Source organism: Pseudomonas sp. AC355 (assembly GCF_979258205.1).
This window is the reverse complement of sequence record NZ_OZ409843.1, coordinates 4,647,774-4,665,495: the sequence shown is the minus strand read 5'-3', so window position 1 is coordinate 4,665,495 and position 17,722 is coordinate 4,647,774. Positions and strand designations below refer to the sequence as shown.

Below are 17,722 nucleotides of genomic sequence, written 5' to 3'. Positions count from 1 at the left end.
ACTCAAATGAGCCCAGCACATCGCAGCCTGCAACCTCTGGGTTATGCGCTGGCAGTCATTGCCAGCACGGAATCGCGAATTCCGCGAGCAGCTCGGCAGTCTCGCACAACGGCAGACCGACTACCGCCGAATAACTACCCTGCATCTGGCTGACGAAAACCGCAGCCAACCCCTGAATACCATAACTACCCGCCTTGTCGCGCGGCTCGCCAGTGGCCCAATACGCTTCGATCTGTGCCTGACTGAGCGGTTTGAAACGCACTGTACTGGTCACCACACGGGCGCTGCCGCGTTTATCGCTGGTCAGCGCGACAGCGGTCAGCACCTGATGCTCACGACCGGACAAGGCTGTCAGCGTGGCCACCGCGTCGGCGCGATCGAGAGGCTTACCGAGGATGCGACCATCGAGCACCACCGCGGTATCGGAACCCAGCACCACCGCACCCTCACGCTCGGGCAGGCTATCGAGCACCGCCGCCGCCTTGGCCCGAGCCAGACGCTCGACGTAGGCCGCCGGTGCCTCGCCGGACTGCGGCGTTTCGTCGATGGGCACGATCCGGGTGAGGAAAGGAACGCCGATCTGCGTTAGCAGTTCGCTGCGGCGCGGCGAAGCGGAGGCCAAGTAAAGCGTTGCCATGCAGACGTCTCGCAGTCAGGCGCCGCAGCGCGTTTTCAATTGACACCTAGACGTCGATGCACGGCGCGCAACAGCGTACAGACCCACGGCCAGAGCAAGGCACTGACCAGCGCTGGCAGCACGAACGTCAGGGTTGGTGGCCGGCTACCAGTCAGCGCGTTGAGCCATAACTGCACCAGCTGTGCCACACCGAACACCACCAGCAACACCATGCTCTGCTGCCACATGGGAAACATGCGCAAACGCTGATGCAGGCTCAGCACCAGAAAAGTGATCAGGGTGAGAATCAGCGCGTTCTGCCCCAGCAAGGTGCCATTGAGCACATCGGCCAGGAGGCCGACGCACCAGGCGCTGGTCATCCCAACGCGATGAGGCACTGCCAATACCCAATAGGTGAGAAACAGCGCCAGCCAGAGCGGGCGGCCGATCTCCATGAAGCGTGGCAATGTGGAAACGCTGAGCAGCAGCGCCAGGCTCATACTGATCCAGATGACCCAGACGTTATTCGAACGGGCAGCGATCATTGGCTATCCTCCTCACCGCTGGCGGGTGCCGGGCTCGGCTCATCGGCAGGCGGAGTCATGGCCTCGGACGGCATCTCGCCCTCGAGCGCCTTGCGATCAACCTCTTCCTGCGCTTCCGCCGATTCGGCAGCACGCTGTTCCGGTGTGCGTGGGTCGGTAAACACCAGCAGCATGTAACGGGTGCGATTGAGGTTGGCGGTCGGCACGGCACGCACGATGGCGAAGGGTTGTCCGGAGTCGTGCACCACTTCGGTCACCGTAGCCACCGGATAGCCAGCAGGGAAGCGCTGCCCCAGGCCAGAGCTGACCAGCAGATCACCTTCTTTGATGTCCGCAGTATCTGCCACGTGACGCAGCTCCAGGCGCTCCGGGTTACCGGTGCCGGTGGCGATGGCTCGCAAGCCGTTACGATTGACCTGCACCGGAATGCTGTGGGTGGTATCGGTGAGCAGCAGCACACGCGAGGTATAAGGCATCACCTCGACCACCTGGCCCATCAGGCCGCGCGCGTCGAGCACTGGCTGGCCGAGCACCACACCATCCTTCTCGCCCTTGTCGATGAGAATGCGGTGAGTGAAGGGGTTGGGGTCGATACCGATCAATTCGGTGGCCAGCACCTCATCATCGACCAGCGCGGACGAGTTGAGCAGCTCGCGCAGGCGTACGTTCTGCTCGGTCAGCGCCGCCAGCTTTTGCAGGCGGCGCTGCATCATCAGCTGCTCGGCCTTGAGTTTCTCGTTCTCGGCCGTCAGCTCATTGCGCGAGCTGAGCTCCTGGGTCGCGCTTTCCCACAGGGTAACGGGGAAGCGGCCAAGCCAGTACACCGGCTCGACGATCAGGCCGAGCTGGCTGCGCACCGATTGCAGGACAGTCAAGCGAGCATCGACGACCATCAGCGCAGCCGACAGCACGGCGAACACCAATAGGCGTATACCGAGCGAAGGACCTTTGGCGAATAGCGGCTTTATAGGGATTACCTCGCTGCTAGGATCATTGACGCTTCAGCGTAAGCCGCGCGCTGCGTCAATGACCCTTACCTCGAAGCTGCAGGCGGCTTCGAGGCTGCTGCAGCGTATGGCGGGCGGCTTACTCGGTGGACAACAGATCCATGGTGTGGCGATCCATCATTTCCAGCGCCTTACCGCCGCCACGGGCGACGCAGGTCAGCGGGTCTTCGGCGACGATCACCGGCAGGCCGGTTTCCTGGGACAGCAGCTTGTCCAGGTCACGCAGCAACGCGCCGCCGCCGGTCAGCACCAGACCACGCTCGGCGATATCCGAGGCCAGCTCTGGAGGTGATTGCTCCAGCGCACTTTTGACCGCTTGCACGATGGTAGCCAGCGACTCTTGCAGCGCTTCCAGCACTTCATTGGAGTTCAGGGTGAAAGCGCGTGGAACGCCTTCAGCCAGATTGCGGCCACGTACATCGACTTCGCGCAGCTCGCCACCTGGGTAGGCGGTACCGATTTCCTGCTTGATGCGCTCGGCGGTGGACTCACCGATCAGGCTGCCGTAGTTACGACGCACGTAAGTGATGATGGCTTCGTCGAAACGGTCGCCACCCACCCGCACGGATTCGGCGTACACCACACCATTCAGGGAGATAAGCGCGATTTCAGTGGTACCACCGCCGATATCGACGACCATCGAACCACGAGCTTCTTCGACCGGCAGGCCGGCACCGATGGCAGCCGCCATCGGCTCTTCGATCAAGAACACTTCGCGAGCACCAGCGCCCAGCGCGGATTCACGGATAGCACGGCGCTCGACCTGGGTCGACTTGCACGGCACGCAGATCAGCACACGCGGCGAAGGCTGCAGGAAGCTGTTTTCGTGAACCTTGTTGATGAAGTACTGCAGCATCTTCTCGCAGACGCTGAAGTCGGCGATCACGCCGTCTTTCATCGGGCGGATGGCGGCGATATTGCCCGGCGTACGACCGAGCATGCGCTTGGCGTCGGTGCCAACGGCTACAACACTTTTCTGATTGCCATGGGTACGGATGGCGACGACCGACGGCTCGTTCAGGACGATGCCGCGCTCGCGAACATAAATAAGGGTATTGGCAGTGCCCAGGTCAATCGAGAGATCGCTGGAAAACATGCCACGCAGTTTTTTGAACATGGGATAAGGACCCTAGGCAACGCGTGGGTAAAGATACAGCGCAAGAAAACACGCAGGCAAAAAGCTCGCGCGTGAAAACACGCAGGTAAAAAGTGCGGCAAACTCTAACAACGGCAGGGATTTTGAGCAAGGCACCAATATGTTAGATTGCCTGTTTTCCGCGGCTTTGCGACATCTTCGCCAGTTGCGATGGCAGTAGTGAAAAACTGTCACGCACTACCAGCACCTGCTCAAGCCGCACATCGCCGCCTTTGACCGCCGGCCAGACGCATCCGTTCCCTGCCCCCCGTGCATGGCAACCGCTCATATTTTCACTGGTAGCCCTGTAGCGGCTGCCTTTATAGGGAGAACCCGATGGCGCTTGAACGCTCCGAAGTGGAAAAGATCGCACACTTGGCCCGACTGGGCTTGAGTGAAGGCGAACTGCCACATACCACTGCAACGCTCAACAGCATCCTTGGCCTGATCGACAGCATGCAGGCGGTCGATACCGACGGCATCGAGCCGCTGGCCCACCCGCTGGAAACCACTCAGCGCCTGCGCGCCGACGAGGTTACCGAAGCGAACCACCGCGACGCCTATCAGGCTATCGCCCCGGCCGTGGAAAGCGGCCTGTATCTGGTTCCCAAAGTCATCGAGTAAGGAAAGCGTCCTGCCATGCATCACATGACCCTGGCCGAGATCGCTCGCGCACTCGCCGACAAGCAATTCTCATCCGCAGAGCTGACCCAGAGCCTGCTGACTCGCATCGAGCAGCTCGATCCGCAGCTCAACAGCTTCATCACCGTGACCGCCGACCTTGCACTGGAACAGGCCAAGGCCGCTGATGCGCGCCGCGCTGCCGGTGAAAGCAATCCACTCCTTGGGGCGCCAATCGCCCATAAGGATCTGTTCTGCACCCAAGGCGTGCTGACTAGCTGCGGCTCGAAAATCCTCACCGGTTTCAAGGCCCCCTACAACGCCACGGTGGTCGAGAAGCTGGCCAGCGCCGGCACCGTGACCCTGGGAAAGCTGAACATGGACGAATTCGCCATGGGCTCGGCCAACGAATCCAGCCACTACGGCCCGGTCAAGAACCCCTGGGATCTAACCCGCGTGCCTGGCGGCTCCTCCGGTGGTTCGGCTGCCGCAGTTGCCGCGCGCCTGCTGCCGGCCGCCACTGGCACCGACACCGGCGGTTCGATCCGCCAGCCGGCTGCATTGACCAACCTCACCGGCATCAAGCCGACCTACGGTCGCGTGTCGCGCTGGGGCATGATCGCCTACGCATCCAGCCTCGACCAAGGTGGCCCACTGGCCCGCACCGCCGAAGACTGCGCCTTGTTGCTCGGCGCCATTGCCGGTTTCGACCCGAAGGATTCGACCAGCGTCGATCAACCGGTGGATGACTACCTCGCCGCCCTCGCCCAGCCGCTGGCCGGCCTGCGCATCGGCCTGCCGAAGGAATACTTCAGCGCCGGCCTCGATGCCCGCATCGGCGAAAAAGTCATGGCCGTGGTCGAGGAGCTGAAAAACCTCGGCGCCAGCGTCAAGGACATCAGCCTGCCGAACATGCAGCACGCGATTCCCGCCTACTACGTGATCGCACCGGCAGAGGCCAGCTCCAACCTGTCGCGTTTCGACGGCGTGCGCTTCGGCTACCGCTGCGAAAACCCGACCAACCTCGAAGACCTGTACAAGCGCTCGCGCGAAGAAGGCTTCGGCGCAGAAGTGAAGCGCCGCATCATGGTCGGCACCTACGCGCTGTCCGCCGGCTACTACGACGCCTACTACCTCAAGGCGCAGAAAATCCGCCGTCTGATCAAGAACGACTTCGTCGCCGCCTTCAAAGAAGTCGACGTAATCCTCGGCCCGACCACGCCGAACCTGGCCTGGAAACTGGGCGAGAAGAACGCGGATCCGGTGTCGGCCTACCTGGAAGACATCTACACCATCACCGCCAACCTCGCCGGCATCCCCGGCCTGTCGATGCCTGCGGGCTTCGTCGACGGCCTGCCGGTCGGCGTGCAGTTGCTTGGCAACTACTTCCAGGAAGGCCGCCTGCTGAACGTCGCACATCAGTATCAGCAGATCAGCGACTGGCATAAACAAGCACCGAGCGGCTTCTGAGGAAGGATCAATATATGCAATGGGAAACAGTGATCGGGCTCGAGATCCACGCTCAGCTCACCACTCAATCGAAGATTTTCTCGGCCAGCGCCACCACCTTCGGCGCCGAGCCCAACACCCAGGCCAGCCTGGTCGACCTCGGCATGCCCGGCACCCTGCCGGTGCTCAATGAGCAAGCCGTGCGCATGGCCTGCCAGTTCGGCCTGGCCATCGACGCCGAGATCGCCGAGCGCAACGTCTTCGCCCGCAAGAACTACTTCTACCCGGATCTGCCGAAGGGCTACCAGACCAGCCAGATGGATCACCCCATCGTCGGCAAGGGCTTCCTCGACATCACCCTGGAAGACGGCACCGTCAAGCGCATCGGCATCACCCGTGCACACCTGGAAGAAGACGCTGGCAAGAGCCTGCACGAAGACTTCCAGGGCATGAGCGGCATCGACCTGAACCGTGCCGGCACGCCGCTGCTGGAAATCGTCTCCGAGCCGGACATCCGCTCCGCCAAAGAGGCGGTGGCCTACGTCAAGGCGATCCACGCCCTGGTGCGCTACCTCGGTATCTGCGACGGCAACATGGCCGAAGGCTCGCTGCGCTGCGACTGCAACGTGTCGGTACGCCCGAAAGGCCAGGCCGAGTTCGGCACCCGCGCCGAGATCAAGAACGTCAACTCGTTCCGCTTCATCGAAAAAGCCATCAACCATGAAGTGCAGCGCCAGATCGAACTGATCGAAGATGGCGGCAAGGTAGTTCAGGAAACCCGCCTGTACGACCCGAACAAGGATCAGACGCGCTCCATGCGCAGCAAGGAAGAAGCCAACGACTACCGTTACTTCCCCTGCCCCGATCTGCTGCCGGTGGTGATCGAGCAGAGCTTCCTCGATGACCTGCGCGGCAAGTTGCCCGAACTGCCACCGCAAAAACGCGAGCGCTTCGAAAGCCAGTACGCGCTGTCGACCTACGACGCCAGCGTATTGAGCGCCAGCCGTGAGCTGGCCGACTACTTCGAAGTGGTCGAAAAAACCTGTGGTGACGCCAAGCTGGCAGCCAACTGGGTGATGGGCGAGCTGTCCAGCCTGCTTAACAAGGACAACCTGGAGATCGACCAGTCGCCGGTTTCCGCCGAGCAACTGGGCGGCATGATCCTGCGCATCAAGGACAACACCATCAGCGGCAAGATCGCCAAGATGGTCTTCGAAGCACTGGCCGCTGGTGAAGGCGCAACGGCGGACGACGTGATCGAGAAGAAAGGTCTCAAGCAGGTCACTGACTCCGGCGCCATCGAAGCGATGCTCGACGACGTGCTGGCCGCCAACGCCGAGCAGGTCGAACAGTACCGCGCCAGCGACGAAGCCAAGCGCGGCAAGATGTTCGGCTTCTTCGTCGGCCAAGCCATGAAAGCCTCCAAGGGCAAGGCCAACCCGGGGCAAGTGAACGAACTGCTGAAGAAAAAGCTCGAAGGCTGAGCGATTTGAAAACGCCGGGGTTTCAGGCTTTGTGAAAACGTAGCGAGCGAAGGTCAGGCAAGGCAAAAACCGGCGAAAAAGCGCAGTTTACGAGTTGTAAATGAGCATTTTGAGCTGGTTTTTAACGCCGCATGACCGAGCGCAGTAGTTTTCACACAGCCTGATTTCCCGGCGTTTTTGTGCCTGACGTATGAGTATGGAGAGAAGCAATGCGTCGATTATCGGTTCTGCTGGTGCTGTTCAGCCTGCTCGCCGGCTGTAGCAGCTTTGGAGGTGGTGTACCCGGTGACTACCGCGCTGACGGCAAGGCCTCGTATTACGGCAAGGCGCACCACGGCAACAAGACCGCCAGCGGCGAGCGCTTCGACCAGAACGCCATGACCGCCGCCCATCGCACCCTGCCCTTTGGCACCCGGGTGAAGGTCACCAACCTCAATAACGACCGCAGCGTGGTGCTGCGCATCAACGACCGTGGTCCCTTCGCTCGCGGGCGGATCATCGATGTGTCGCGCAAGGCTGCAGAGTCACTGGACATGATTCGTTCCGGCGTGGTGCCGGTGCGGGTGGAAAGCGTGAAGTAAGACGAAGGGTACGTTCACGATCTTTTAGGTGGCATAAAGAGACTGCTACAAGGCAGAAGCGGGCGGTGAGCAGAGTTTATTTTGTAGGAGGGGCTTTAGCCCCGAGCTTTTTTGGGGTGCAAAGAGCTCGCGGCTAAAGCCCCTCCTACGAGTTACGCGGCTGGCCGCTATCGCCTTTTTGCAGGCAAAGCGATGAATTCGAGCCGAAAGATCGTGAACAGACCCTAGAGCGCCGGATCCCAGCGCTGTGACCAGTCGGTATCCTGGGCGACGATCTCACGTAGCAAGGCGAAGCTCTGCTGTAGGGCCGCCGAATCGCGCTCGCGAGAGTAGACCAGGTAGGTCGGATAGCTGAACTCCGGCGCCTTGCTCACCCGCTCCAGCACCTTGCTGTCCAGATAGCTCTGCACCACCCGGGTACGGAAGTAACCGGAGCCACCGTGTTCCAGAATGTACTGCAACGCCAACGGGCCGAGATTGAACGACACCGGCGCACGTGCCTTGTCCGGCAGGGCGCGGTCGTGCTGCGCGCGGAAGCTGTCGCCCCAGTCGATGTAGACATAGGGCTCGGGGTTCGTCGCCTTCACCAGGATCAGTTTCTCTTCGAGAATCTGCTCGACCTGCATACCAGCCCAGTAGCTGGGCTGATAGACCAGCGCGGCATCCAGCACGCCAAGTTCCAGCTGGCGCAGCAGACCAGCCCCGTCACCGATCTGCGCGCGCACTGCGTAGCCGTCGATGGATTGCCGAATCGCGCTTACCCAATGCAGCATCAGCGGGCTGCACAGACTGACTTCGCCGCCGATATGGATGACGTTTTGATACCCATCGGGCAGCGGCAGATCACGTTGCGCGGCTTCCCAGGTCTGCTGGATCTGGCTCGCATAGGTAACGAACGCCTCGCCATCGGCAGTCAGTCGCGCACCCGCACGGTTGCGCACGAATAACGTGCTGCCGAGGTGGTTTTCGAGCTTCTGGATGCGCGCGGTGATCGCCGTCTGGGTGACGTGCAGGCGCTCGGCAGCGGCGATGAAGCTGCCGCTGCGGACGATTTCCAGAAAGGTGCGGGTAAGGTCGATATCCATCTTTGCTGAGCCAGCGCGGTTGGCACTGACGACTCCTCAAGCCTGATCCGATGTGCAGTGTAAGGGGGCAAGGCGAATCATTCGATGGATCAGTCGAGGTGCCTGAGCAGATCCCGATGCAGTGCCGCGACCAGATCGGTCTGGGTGATCATCCCGACCAGCCCTCCGTTATCCAAAACCGGCAGGCAATGCAGGCCATCATCCGAGAGCAGCGCGATCAGGTCGACGACATGGGCATCGACACCCACCGACTGCACGGGCGAGGTCATAAACTCGCCCAGCACCTGCTTCTTTTCCAGGCCGAGAATCGCGCGCAGGTTGAAACTGTTGGCACGTATGGCACCGACCAGATCCACCAGGCTGACGATACCGACCAACTGCTTACTCTTGTCGAGAACCGGCAAGGCGTTGAGGCCATGATGAGTGAGCAGGTACAGGCCCTTGGCGACGGCCGTTTCCGGCGTGGCGTAGATCAGGTCGCGGGACATCATCTGCCCGGCCCGAATGTCGCCCATGCTACGGCGCAGCGCGTGCTTCTCGGTACTGCGCACGATCAGCTCGAGGTCTTCGCGGGTGATATCGACGAAGGAGCCCAGTTCGTCCAGCGCGTGATCCAGATCGTCAGCGTTGAAGCCTGCGCGCTCACTGGGTAACGGATCGCGGGTGTGATGCGCCGCAGATGCTCCCGGATGCAGCCGGGGATAAGGCACGCGGGTCAAGTTGTTGTAGAGCAGCGCGCAGGCGAGCAGGCCGAGGCCGGCGGTCATCGCCACCAGCGCCGGCTGCCAGAATGGCTCTCCGGGCGCCGGCGTGGCGAACACCATGCAGAAGGCGATGGCACCCGCTGGCGGATGCAAGCAACGCAACGGGCACATCAGCAACAGGCTCAGGCCCAACGCCAGCGCGGCGCCAGCCAGGCTGTGATCGATGAAGTGGGTGACCGTCAGGGCGACCACCGAGGCACACAGGTAGCTGCCGAGGATCGACCAGGGCTGCGCCAGCGCGCCGGAAGAGACTGCGAACAACAGCACGGCCGAGGCCGCCAGTGGCCCGGAAAAATGCACGGTCATGTGCAGGCCGAACAGATGGCTGCACACCCAGGTGCTGAACAGAAAACCCGTCGCGGCACCAAGCGCGGCGCGGCTCCATTCACGAGGTCGGGTATGCAGAGAATCAGGCAGTAAGGCAGACAGCCACTGGGGGAAGTGCGCTAGGGATTTCATCGGCTATCGTCGAAAAGATCGAGCCTCTCAAGTGAAAGGCCCGCTGTGTACCGCCACAGGCGGCTGGCAGGAGTATCCGTCCCTGGATGATGGAATCGTCTGCGTGCAACCTTGCCCGCCTCAGCAGAGAAACTGATTCGGACAATGAAACGGAGTGTGACGACCGAGGAAAACTTCATCAAACGAATAATAATGAAGGATGGATAAGCTTTTTTTGATATCAAACGATGGCGACGGTGAAACGCCGGCTTGTAGCCTGGGTTGAGCGCAGCGATACCAGGAAGATCGAACCCTGAGTATCGCTATGCTCAACCCAGGCTACCTCTGGATAGCAGCCGCTTACGGATAGCTGAAGCTTTTCACCAGCGTCAGCTCGCCCGGTGTACGCATCGGTACGAGGAAGCTCTGCTGCTTTTCGTTGACCGTGCCTTCTTCGCTGATCACGGTGATCTGCCCGGTGGTAAGAATCTGCTGGGCGCTGCTCTCTCCGCTTTCGTCGTAGCTGTATCCACCGCCGTAATAATTCACGTAGACCAGGTACTGGCCCTTGAGCGGCGTTGGGGTGGCGATCATTTCCGGGCCGTAGCCGGTGGTCACGTCGACATCCAGGGCTGCGCCGTTGGCCAGGGAGCGCTCGCCGTACCAGACGTGGCCGCCATCGGGGGTCACCAGATGCAGGTCGAGGTCGGTGTTGTCGCTGTCCCATGACAGCACCACGCGCAAGCGCGCCGGGGTTTCGCCGCTGCCGTTGTTGTAGAACTGTACGCGGCGACGCTGCCCGCCATCCGGGCTGCGCACCTCGACGTTGTTGCTGCCCTCGGAGAACACGAAGGGCCGATCGAAGCTGCCATCTTCGGCGATCTTCAGCGGCATGCTGACACCATTGACCACCAGCCGGCCGGGGGCCTTGCCGTCCTTCTCCAGCGCGCTGATCGCGCCTTTGATGCGGGCGGTGTCGGCCTGATTGGCGGCGCTGTTGACGCTTGATGCCGGGTAGTTGACCTGCTGCATGAACTGCGCGCCGTCACCACCGCCGACGCGCCAGCCGCTGCGTGGAGTATCGAGCTGCACCTCGGCCAGCGCGCAAAGCGGCAGCAGGGTCAGGCAGAGAGCGAAACGGGGATTGATCAGGGCCATGATGTCATTCCAGTAACAGGGTGCGGGCGAGGCCTTCGACATAGGCCTCGTCCTGTCCATTGGGGTGAGCGACGAACGCCAGGTGCAAGTATTCGTGGGTCAGGTCGAGGCGGTCTTGCAGCGAGAAGAAACCGCGCACGAAGATGCGTTGCCGCTCGCGATCCACATAGGGCCGGCCGGACGCCAATTGGCAGACGGTGAACTGCTGGATTTCCTCGTAGCCCGCTTCCATGTCCAAGCGTGGGCGCCAGTCGCGGCGCTGCTTGCGAAGCCACTGCTCGGCGGCGGCAAGCGGTTGGCAAGCGGCTACCGGTTTATCCCAGCGGCTCAACGTGGCCCGTGGAAAAGCGCGGGCGAGGATGGCGTCATAGCGCAGGCCGCTGCCAGCCTGCTCGACGGCCTGCGTCCAGGCCAGGCGATCAGGGCCGGGCTGGGTGCTGTGGTACGTGACGGGAACCCCGGCCAGCACCAGATCGGCGGTCCAGGCGGCGATATCACGGGCGCCCTGACTGGCCGGGCGCGGCGCCACCCGCTGACTGGCGCTGCTGTCGTCGATGCGCAGGCACTCGCCGCGACGCCCGGCGCTCTGCAGCAAGTAAGTACGGGCGGCGATGGCCAATGCCTTGGCGGCTTCGGCGGGCTGCGCCGAGGCTTCGCGATCCAGCACGCGGGCGACGTAGTCCTCACGATTGAGGTGAGCGGTCAGTTGCAGCCCCTCGCCCGAACGTTCGAGAAACAGCTCGCCATGGCTTTCGATGGGCAGGCGATTGCCGTTGGCGAACTCCACCTCGTAGCGACCATTGAGCGCCCCCGGCTCCACCACACCGTCACTGCCCTCGCGCCTGAGCTGGCGCAGCGGATAGCGGGCGAACAGGCGCACCTCTACACAACTGCCGGCTTCGCTCGGCCAGGGCGTGGGCAGTACCTGGCCGAGCGGCTCGGTGTAGCGCTTGAGCACCATCATGCTGGTGCCCGAACCACCGGCCCATATCGGCGTGCCATCGGCCAGCCAGCCGGCAAAACCACCCTGGCGCGCCAGAGGATCTCCATCGGCCAGCCAGCTCCAGGTTTTCACCCGCAGGCGACCACCCAGGGCGCTGACAGCAGCACCGTTAGCGCTGCCGAGGATCACGTCCAGCAAGACCTTGCGCGCATCCGCCTGAGCCGGCAGTTGCGCGAGTTGAGCGAGCAGTTGCTGAACCGACACGCGGGTTTCCGGCATCAGGCGCTTGCGCTCTGTGATCCAAGCCGGCGCCTGGCGTGCCTGCCAGTAACGTGACCAGTCGCTCTCGGTCAGTTGCAGATTGTCCTGCTCGAAGTACAGGCCACAGGATTTCACCAGTGCCTGATCGCGGTCGATGCTCTCGCCCGGGTTGCAGCAGTAGACCTCTTCCTTGCTCTGACCGCGGCACTGGTAGCCGTTGTCAGTTTGTTTGGTGTCCACCAGATAGGCATACACGAACAGTTTCCACAGACTGCCAAGCGGCGCCTGCAGCGTAGCGGGCAGCGGTTCACGACTGATCAACCTTTGCCCATCGAGGCGCAGCAGTTCGCTGCCGTCGGCCGTTTGCCAGGCCAGCGACAGCGGCGCTTCGGCTGCCATTGCCGGCCCTGAGAAAGCGGATAGCAATGCCAGCGAAGCGAGGATAGAACGCCTACTCAACGGTGACCTTCTGCAAGGCCGGCTCGGCCTCCAGCGCCTGCTGGCCCGGCGCGTACAAGCGCACATAACGGGCTGGCGGCAACACGAACTCGCCCTTCTGCGAGAAGCGCACCAGGTGGCGCAAAACCAGTTCGCCCTGCAGGCTGTCTACCGGTACGGCGTAGCTCAATTCGCCCGGCTCGTTGCGGGCCTTTTCCAGTGCCGAGGCTTCATCGCCGCCCAGGCCACTTACCTGGATGCCCCAGGTGGTGCGTTCGACATCGGCGCCCGGTGGCAGCGGCACTTCCAGCATGCCGTAGCGCAGGGTCTGTTCCGATTCGCTGCTCAGGGTGATTTCGTCCAGATACAGACTGGAGCTGGAGATATCATCCTTGCCTACTTCATGAGCGCTGAACACGAAGGCTTCATCGCTCTCGACCAACTCCAGCAGGCGGCGTTTGATGGTCACTGGCACAGCACTCGGCACTGCCTGTGCGCTCTGGTAATCGATGCGCACCTCGCTCGGCTGATCCAGATCACCGGCCAGCACCAACGCCTGGGGCGGCTGAGCGCCGTTCCACTGCCAGTAGGTTTCGCCAGTCGTGCCTTCCACGGCCCGCCAGTCGCCTTCCAGCACCAACGCGGGTTGCGTGCTACGCAGATCCAGTGACGGCTGCAGCCAGGTCAGCGCCAAAGCGCGCTCCAGGCCAGCCTGGGCAGGCGCCAGCTCGCCGAGCAGACGCTGAGCCCGCTGGCGATCCGGGCCATCCAGATACAGACCGACGGCGTCGACGAAGGGTGACTGGCTCTCAGCGAGACGCCCACGAACAGCATCCATCTGCGCGAGCAGCTCATCTGATACCGGCACGCCAGCGCGCTGCGCCAGCTTGACGCCCAGCTCGCGGGCAATCGCCAGACCGAGCGCGGAATCCGGTGCAGCCATCACCAGGCTGTCACCTTCACCGAGCACCGCTTCCTCGCCCTCTCCTGCCGCGGCCAGATCATACACCAGCCCCTCGAGCAGGGTTTTCACCGGCAAGCCCATATCACGGGAGAACGCGATGACCAGCGCGCGTTGCAGCAATGGCGTGTCCTGAGCGCGTTTGGCATACAGTTCCAGCAGACGCTGCCAGTGCTCCGGCGGCAACTGGATCTGCAGCGCGCGGCTGGCGTGCCAGTCAGCGAAATAGGCGTAGGCGGTAAGGAAGGCGTCGCCATCGGCATCGCCGCCCCACCAGGTGAAGGTCGCTTCCGGCCCGGCCATCTGCACCAGGCGCAGGCGGCTGTTCTGCATGACCAGACGCAGGCGATCCTTGATCCGCGGCTCGCCCGCTGCCAGGGTCGGGTAAGCCAGGCTCAGCGGCAACAGACGGCTGGCGGTCTGCTCGACACCGCCATAGGGATAGGCGAGCAGGTCATCCAGGGCTGCGCCGAACAGGCCGGCACCACTGTCGTCCAGGCGCACTTGCACCTGGCTGGCATCGGCAGGCAACTGCAGCGCCGTGCTGCCCGGGAAAGCCGAAAGGCGCGTGCTGCGCACCTGCTGCCAGCCCGCGGCGACTGTGCGTAGATTCACCGCCAGCGCATCGGCCACCTTGTCGCCCTGGCGCAGTTCGGCACTGAAATCACCAGCAGCGATCACCGCTTCCTCGACGGGCAGGTAGTTGATGCCCTTGGCCAGTACCACTTCACGGCGCTGTTGCTGTTCTCCATGACGGATCAGCAGTTCCGCTTTGGCGCCCTCTTCGCCCTGGTTGAAGGCGAACAGACCCAGTGCGGGTTTGTCGCCGACACGGAAACGGCTCGGGCCGCTCCATTTCAGGTACAGCGGTTTTTCCGAGCGCACGAACTGACGCTTCTGGCCCACGTCACCATCGGCGCTCACCGCCCGGGCGGTGATGCGCCAGCGGGTCAGCGAGTCGGGCATGCGGAAGCTGAAGCGAGCCTTGCCGTCGGCATCGGTGACCAGATCCGGCTGCCAGGAAGCGGTGTCGACCTCTTCGCGGCGTGGCCGCTCCAGCACTTTGACGCCCCGCTCGCTGCGGTTGGCGCGGCTCGGTGCACTTGGCGTACCCGGCAGGGCCAGGTCATAGCTGATGAACGACAGGCTGGCACTGGTGCGCACGTTGTTGCGCCGTGGGTGATAGAAGAACTGATCGATGCCCGGGGCGATTTCTGGCTGCAGGGCGTAGATCATCTCGTCCACAACGCTGACCGTCAGACGCGTCGGCACCGACTTGCCTTCGAACAGAGTGCTCAGCTCGACGGTGACCAGTTCACCTGGCTGTACCACTTCCTTGTCGGCCTTGATGGCGATGTCGATCTGCGGCGTGGCGACCTTGATGCCGGCGTTCTGGAAGCTGTAATCGCCACCACGGGTATAGAGCGCGGAGAAGGTGATATTCGGCGAGAAATCATTGCCTACAGGAATTCGCGCACGGTACTGGGTATCGGACAGGCGCTCGAGTTTGAGCCAGTCGCCGCCCTTGGAGAGCAACGCCGTGGCCTCGACCTTGTCACGCTCCAGGGTCAGCAGCGCGTCGCTGACCGGCTCCGGGAACGTGATCAGGGCCAGGGCTTCTTCGCCGGCCAGGTACTCGGCCTTGTCGAGCACGATCTCGATGGTGCCAGCGACGGATTTGACGCCTTCGCCGCTCACCGAATGGCCAGTGGCGCCGAGGATCAGCCCGCTGCTGTCCTTGAGGGTGATGCTGTAGGTGCCGGGGCGCTCGAAGTTCAGCTCGAAGCCCTTGGCATCCGCCGCCAGCTCGCCGTTGCCGGTGCTCTGGTCTTCCAGGCGCACCCACTCGTAACGGGCTGGCTTGCGCTCACTGGCGCCTTCGCTCTGATACGCGAAGTTGACTGCCTGACCAGCGGCGCTGAAGCGCTGTGGCGCACTCACGCGGTAGCGGGCAGCACCCCGTTCGATGAGGATTTCCTTGCTGGTCTTGACCCGGTAGGCGGCGCCATCGCTGGCGAATACGCTGAGCAGGTAGCGGCTGGGCTTGTCCGCGGCCGGCAGGTCGAGCACGGCGCGGCCCTGGCTATCGGTGCTCACTTCGCTGCTGGCCAGCTCGACCGGGAACTGGCCGAGGTACTGCAGCTCGTTGTCGACCATCGACAGTTGCTGGGCACGCAGGCTCAACTGCACCTTGGCATCCACCACCGGTTTGCCATCCGGGTAGAGAAGCACCAGAGCGCCCTTGACCGGTTCACCGGTGCGGAAGTCCGGCTTGTCCAGATCCAGCGACACTTCGAAGTGCGGTTTGATGTACTCGGCCACCCGGAAGGCGCTGCTGTACAGCTGATCGCGGTAGGCGAAGCGCAGTTCGTAGCCGCCTGCGACGGCATTGTCCGGCAGCTGGAAGCGCCCCTGACCACCACTGGCACCGTCGAAGTCGACCTTCTGGGTCTGCAGCACGGTGCCGTTGGCATCCAGCACGCTGAGGCTGATCGGCGCAGTGTTGGCGGCCACCGACTCGCGAGCATTCTTGAACTCACGACCAACGATCTTTACCTCGACCCAATCGCCAGGGCGATACAGCGGGCGGTCGGTGAAGGCGTACAGCTTGGTGTCGTAGATTTCACTGTCGTAGTAGAAGTTTTCGGAGACGAACACACCGCCATCGGCGTCCTCGCCGATCACGTAGGAGCGCTCCGGGCTGGCGTGGCCCAGGCGCAGCAGGCCCTGGGCGTCGGTCTTGCCGCTGGTCATCACACCCAGGCCATCGCTCCACAGCAACTGGGCGCCAGCGACCGGCGTGCCCTGATGCTTGTCAGCCGTCCACACCAGCAGCTCGCCACCGGCGATCTTGCTCACTGCCACGGTGTTGGAAACGAACACCACGGTAGTGGCGCGGTACTTGCCGATGATCGCCTCGGCCAGGTACAGGCCCGGCTTCAGCTTGCCCAGCGGCACATAGACGTTGCCCGAAGCGACGCTGACGAAGTTGCTCGATGAACCGGACAGGTCGACGCCTGCAGGCGGTTCGATCGGCTTGGCCTCCCACAACGGATAGCGGAACTCGGCCACCAGCGGCAGCCCCTTCATCGGCGCGAACTGCACCTGCGGGGTGAACTCGGTGGGCGCAGCGATGGCGCTACCCATCTTCAGTTCCGGCGCTTCCTCGGTGACCTGCTTACGCGACTCGTAGGAGAAGGCACGCTGCATCACCCGGCGGGACTTGCGGTACCAGTTGTCCCACAGGTAGGACAGGGTATTGGACAGCCCCTCGCCCTTGAACTGCCCCTCGGCAACCACGCGGTGCAGGTTCTTCTGGCGCTTGAGAAACTCCAGCGGCTGGTCGATGCGGTACAGGCGCATGTCGACACCGCCGTAGCCTTCCATGCGATAGCGGCGGTAGTCGCGGCCCGGCGCTTCGAGGCGCACGGTGGCCACTTCATCGGCGGCAAAGCTCGAATCGGCGAGCAGGAAGAACGACTCGCCGGACAGCGGCGTGTAGTTGCTCGCCGGCACCTCGTCCTCCGCCTGAGTAGCCAGGGGCAACAAGGCCAGCAGCGCGACAGCCAGCAGGCGGTTCATCGCGCGAGGAAATTCAGCCGATAGATGCCGATAAAGTTGGGGTTGGCGTCGTCGGGTATCCATCGGGTGTCCTTCCATGTCATGAGTTGTTGCAGGCTGACGGCACGCATGCCGTTATCCGTGGGAGTGGTGGTGCCGGTGTGGTAAACGATGTCGCGGCCCATCCAGATCATCAGGTGCTGGTCATCGCCCTGATCGAAGAACATCAGGTCGCCGGGGCGGGCCTGGTTCAGATCGCGACCGACCAACTGGCTGTTGAACTGGATCATCTTGATCGCATTGACGTAAGGGCCCTGTTTGCCGCCGCCCTGTTGCCAGTTCTGCGCCAGACGGCGCTGGGCGTCGTCCAGTTCCAGCTCCGGCGGCAGGTAGCGATTGGACAGGCCATTGGCGTGCAGCCACTTGGCGTCATGCACCTTGAGCGCTTCGTTGGCGGCGAAGCGCACCAGGCCAACACAGTCCTGCTGGTGCCAGCGCGGGCTCGGCCCCTGGCGCAGTTGCTCCTGGGCGATACGCACGAACCAGGCGCGGAATATCTGCGACTGCTCGGGGTTCAGCCCTTCCGTAGATACCGGCGCGGGCTCGGCGCGGGCGGCAAAGCTGAGCGCCAGCAATGCAGCGGCCAGCAGCGCGCGCCATCCGGGAACGGAAATG

General features: G+C 62.9%; 14 protein-coding genes. 4 read left to right on the top strand and 10 right to left on the bottom strand.

Annotation, left to right across the window (positions count from 1 at the left end):
* Positions 1-55: 55 nt before the first annotated feature.
* From ACZ0AI_RS21680 to mreB, 4 genes are all read right to left on the bottom strand, one after another.
* Positions 56-637: a Maf family protein gene (locus ACZ0AI_RS21680; RefSeq protein WP_463563637.1), complete on the bottom strand. Its 582-nt coding sequence runs from the start codon at positions 635-637 to the stop codon at positions 56-58.
* Between the two features lie 35 nt (positions 638-672).
* Positions 673-1,161 carry a rod shape-determining protein MreD gene (mreD, locus tag ACZ0AI_RS21675; RefSeq protein WP_463563636.1) on the bottom strand — a complete coding sequence of 163 codons (489 nt, stop codon included), beginning with the start codon at positions 1,159-1,161 and terminating at the stop codon, positions 673-675.
* Positions 1,158-2,093, bottom strand: a complete 936-nt coding sequence (mreC, locus tag ACZ0AI_RS21670; protein WP_463570130.1) for a rod shape-determining protein MreC — start codon at positions 2,091-2,093, stop codon at positions 1,158-1,160. Before mreC ends, mreD begins: the two co-directional genes overlap by 4 nt.
* A 154-nt stretch (positions 2,094-2,247) precedes the next feature.
* Positions 2,248-3,285: a rod shape-determining protein MreB gene (gene mreB / locus ACZ0AI_RS21665; protein ID WP_225835269.1), complete on the bottom strand. Its 1,038-nt coding sequence runs from the start codon at positions 3,283-3,285 to the stop codon at positions 2,248-2,250.
* A gap of 354 nt (positions 3,286-3,639) precedes the next feature.
* On the opposite strand from mreB, the gene gatC reads away from it, so the two are divergent.
* The 4 genes from gatC to ACZ0AI_RS21645 all read left to right on the top strand — a co-directional run bounded on the left by gatC (position 3,640) and on the right by ACZ0AI_RS21645 (position 7,438).
* Complete coding sequence (gene gatC, locus ACZ0AI_RS21660; protein WP_463563635.1) at positions 3,640-3,927, top strand: Asp-tRNA(Asn)/Glu-tRNA(Gln) amidotransferase subunit GatC; 288 nt, start codon at positions 3,640-3,642, stop codon at positions 3,925-3,927.
* Between the two features lie 15 nt (positions 3,928-3,942).
* Positions 3,943-5,394 (top strand): Asp-tRNA(Asn)/Glu-tRNA(Gln) amidotransferase subunit GatA, encoded by a 1,452-nt coding sequence (gene gatA / locus ACZ0AI_RS21655; protein WP_463563634.1) that lies wholly within the window; start codon positions 3,943-3,945, stop codon positions 5,392-5,394.
* Positions 5,395-5,408: 14 nt separating this feature from the next.
* On the top strand, positions 5,409-6,857 hold the full coding sequence (gene gatB, locus ACZ0AI_RS21650; protein ID WP_463563633.1) for an Asp-tRNA(Asn)/Glu-tRNA(Gln) amidotransferase subunit GatB: 1,449 nt from the start codon (positions 5,409-5,411) through the stop codon (positions 6,855-6,857).
* A 209-nt stretch (positions 6,858-7,066) separates the two neighbouring features.
* Positions 7,067-7,438 (top strand): septal ring lytic transglycosylase RlpA family protein, encoded by a 372-nt coding sequence (locus ACZ0AI_RS21645; RefSeq protein WP_463563632.1) that lies wholly within the window; start codon positions 7,067-7,069, stop codon positions 7,436-7,438.
* Between the two features lie 224 nt (positions 7,439-7,662).
* Here ACZ0AI_RS21645 and ACZ0AI_RS21640 read toward each other — a convergent pair whose 3' ends face one another.
* From ACZ0AI_RS21640 to ACZ0AI_RS21615, 6 genes are all read right to left on the bottom strand, one after another.
* The gene (locus tag ACZ0AI_RS21640; RefSeq protein ID WP_463563631.1) at positions 7,663-8,523 is read right to left on the bottom strand and encodes a LysR family transcriptional regulator; all 861 of its coding nucleotides are present in this window, start codon (positions 8,521-8,523) and stop codon (positions 7,663-7,665) included.
* An 89-nt stretch (positions 8,524-8,612) separates the two neighbouring features.
* Complete coding sequence (locus tag ACZ0AI_RS21635) at positions 8,613-9,746, bottom strand: HPP family protein (protein WP_463563630.1); 1,134 nt, start codon at positions 9,744-9,746, stop codon at positions 8,613-8,615.
* Positions 9,747-10,085: 339 nt separating this feature from the next.
* Positions 10,086-10,883 carry a YfaP family protein gene (locus ACZ0AI_RS21630; RefSeq protein WP_463563629.1) on the bottom strand — a complete coding sequence of 266 codons (798 nt, stop codon included), beginning with the start codon at positions 10,881-10,883 and terminating at the stop codon, positions 10,086-10,088.
* A 4-nt stretch (positions 10,884-10,887) separates the two neighbouring features.
* A complete protein-coding gene (locus ACZ0AI_RS21625; protein ID WP_463565993.1) occupies positions 10,888-12,486 on the bottom strand; it encodes a DUF2300 domain-containing protein in 1,599 nt (532 codons plus the stop codon).
* A 52-nt stretch (positions 12,487-12,538) separates the two neighbouring features.
* Complete coding sequence (locus ACZ0AI_RS21620) at positions 12,539-17,068, bottom strand: alpha-2-macroglobulin family protein (protein WP_463565992.1); 4,530 nt, start codon at positions 17,066-17,068, stop codon at positions 12,539-12,541.
* Positions 17,065-17,697 (bottom strand): DUF1175 domain-containing protein, encoded by a 633-nt coding sequence (locus tag ACZ0AI_RS21615; protein ID WP_463565991.1) that lies wholly within the window; start codon positions 17,695-17,697, stop codon positions 17,065-17,067. Before ACZ0AI_RS21615 ends, ACZ0AI_RS21620 begins: the two co-directional genes overlap by 4 nt.
* Between the last annotated feature and the right edge of the window lie 25 nt (positions 17,698-17,722).

Bases quoted from the DNA above. Each gene is read 5' to 3' on its own strand.
- ACZ0AI_RS21680 (WP_463563637.1), bottom strand. From the start codon at position 637: ATGGCAACGCTTTACTTGGCCTCCGCTTCGCCGCGCCGCAGCGAACTG.
- gatB (WP_463563633.1), top strand. From the start codon at position 5,409: ATGCAATGGGAAACAGTGATCGGGCTCGAGATCCACGCTCAGCTCACC.
- ACZ0AI_RS21630 (WP_463563629.1), bottom strand. From the start codon at position 10,883: ATGGCCCTGATCAATCCCCGTTTCGCTCTCTGCCTGACCCTGCTGCCG.
- gatA (WP_463563634.1), top strand. From the start codon at position 3,943: ATGCATCACATGACCCTGGCCGAGATCGCTCGCGCACTCGCCGACAAG.
- gatC (WP_463563635.1), top strand. From the start codon at position 3,640: ATGGCGCTTGAACGCTCCGAAGTGGAAAAGATCGCACACTTGGCCCGA.
- ACZ0AI_RS21645 (WP_463563632.1), top strand. From the start codon at position 7,067: ATGCGTCGATTATCGGTTCTGCTGGTGCTGTTCAGCCTGCTCGCCGGC.
- mreD (WP_463563636.1), bottom strand. From the start codon at position 1,161: ATGATCGCTGCCCGTTCGAATAACGTCTGGGTCATCTGGATCAGTATG.
- ACZ0AI_RS21640 (WP_463563631.1), bottom strand. From the start codon at position 8,523: ATGGATATCGACCTTACCCGCACCTTTCTGGAAATCGTCCGCAGCGGC.
- ACZ0AI_RS21620 (WP_463565992.1), bottom strand. From the start codon at position 17,068: ATGAACCGCCTGCTGGCTGTCGCGCTGCTGGCCTTGTTGCCCCTGGCT.
- ACZ0AI_RS21625 (WP_463565993.1), bottom strand. From the start codon at position 12,486: ATGGCAGCCGAAGCGCCGCTGTCGCTGGCCTGGCAAACGGCCGACGGC.
- mreB (WP_225835269.1), bottom strand. From the start codon at position 3,285: ATGTTCAAAAAACTGCGTGGCATGTTTTCCAGCGATCTCTCGATTGAC.
- ACZ0AI_RS21635 (WP_463563630.1), bottom strand. From the start codon at position 9,746: ATGAAATCCCTAGCGCACTTCCCCCAGTGGCTGTCTGCCTTACTGCCT.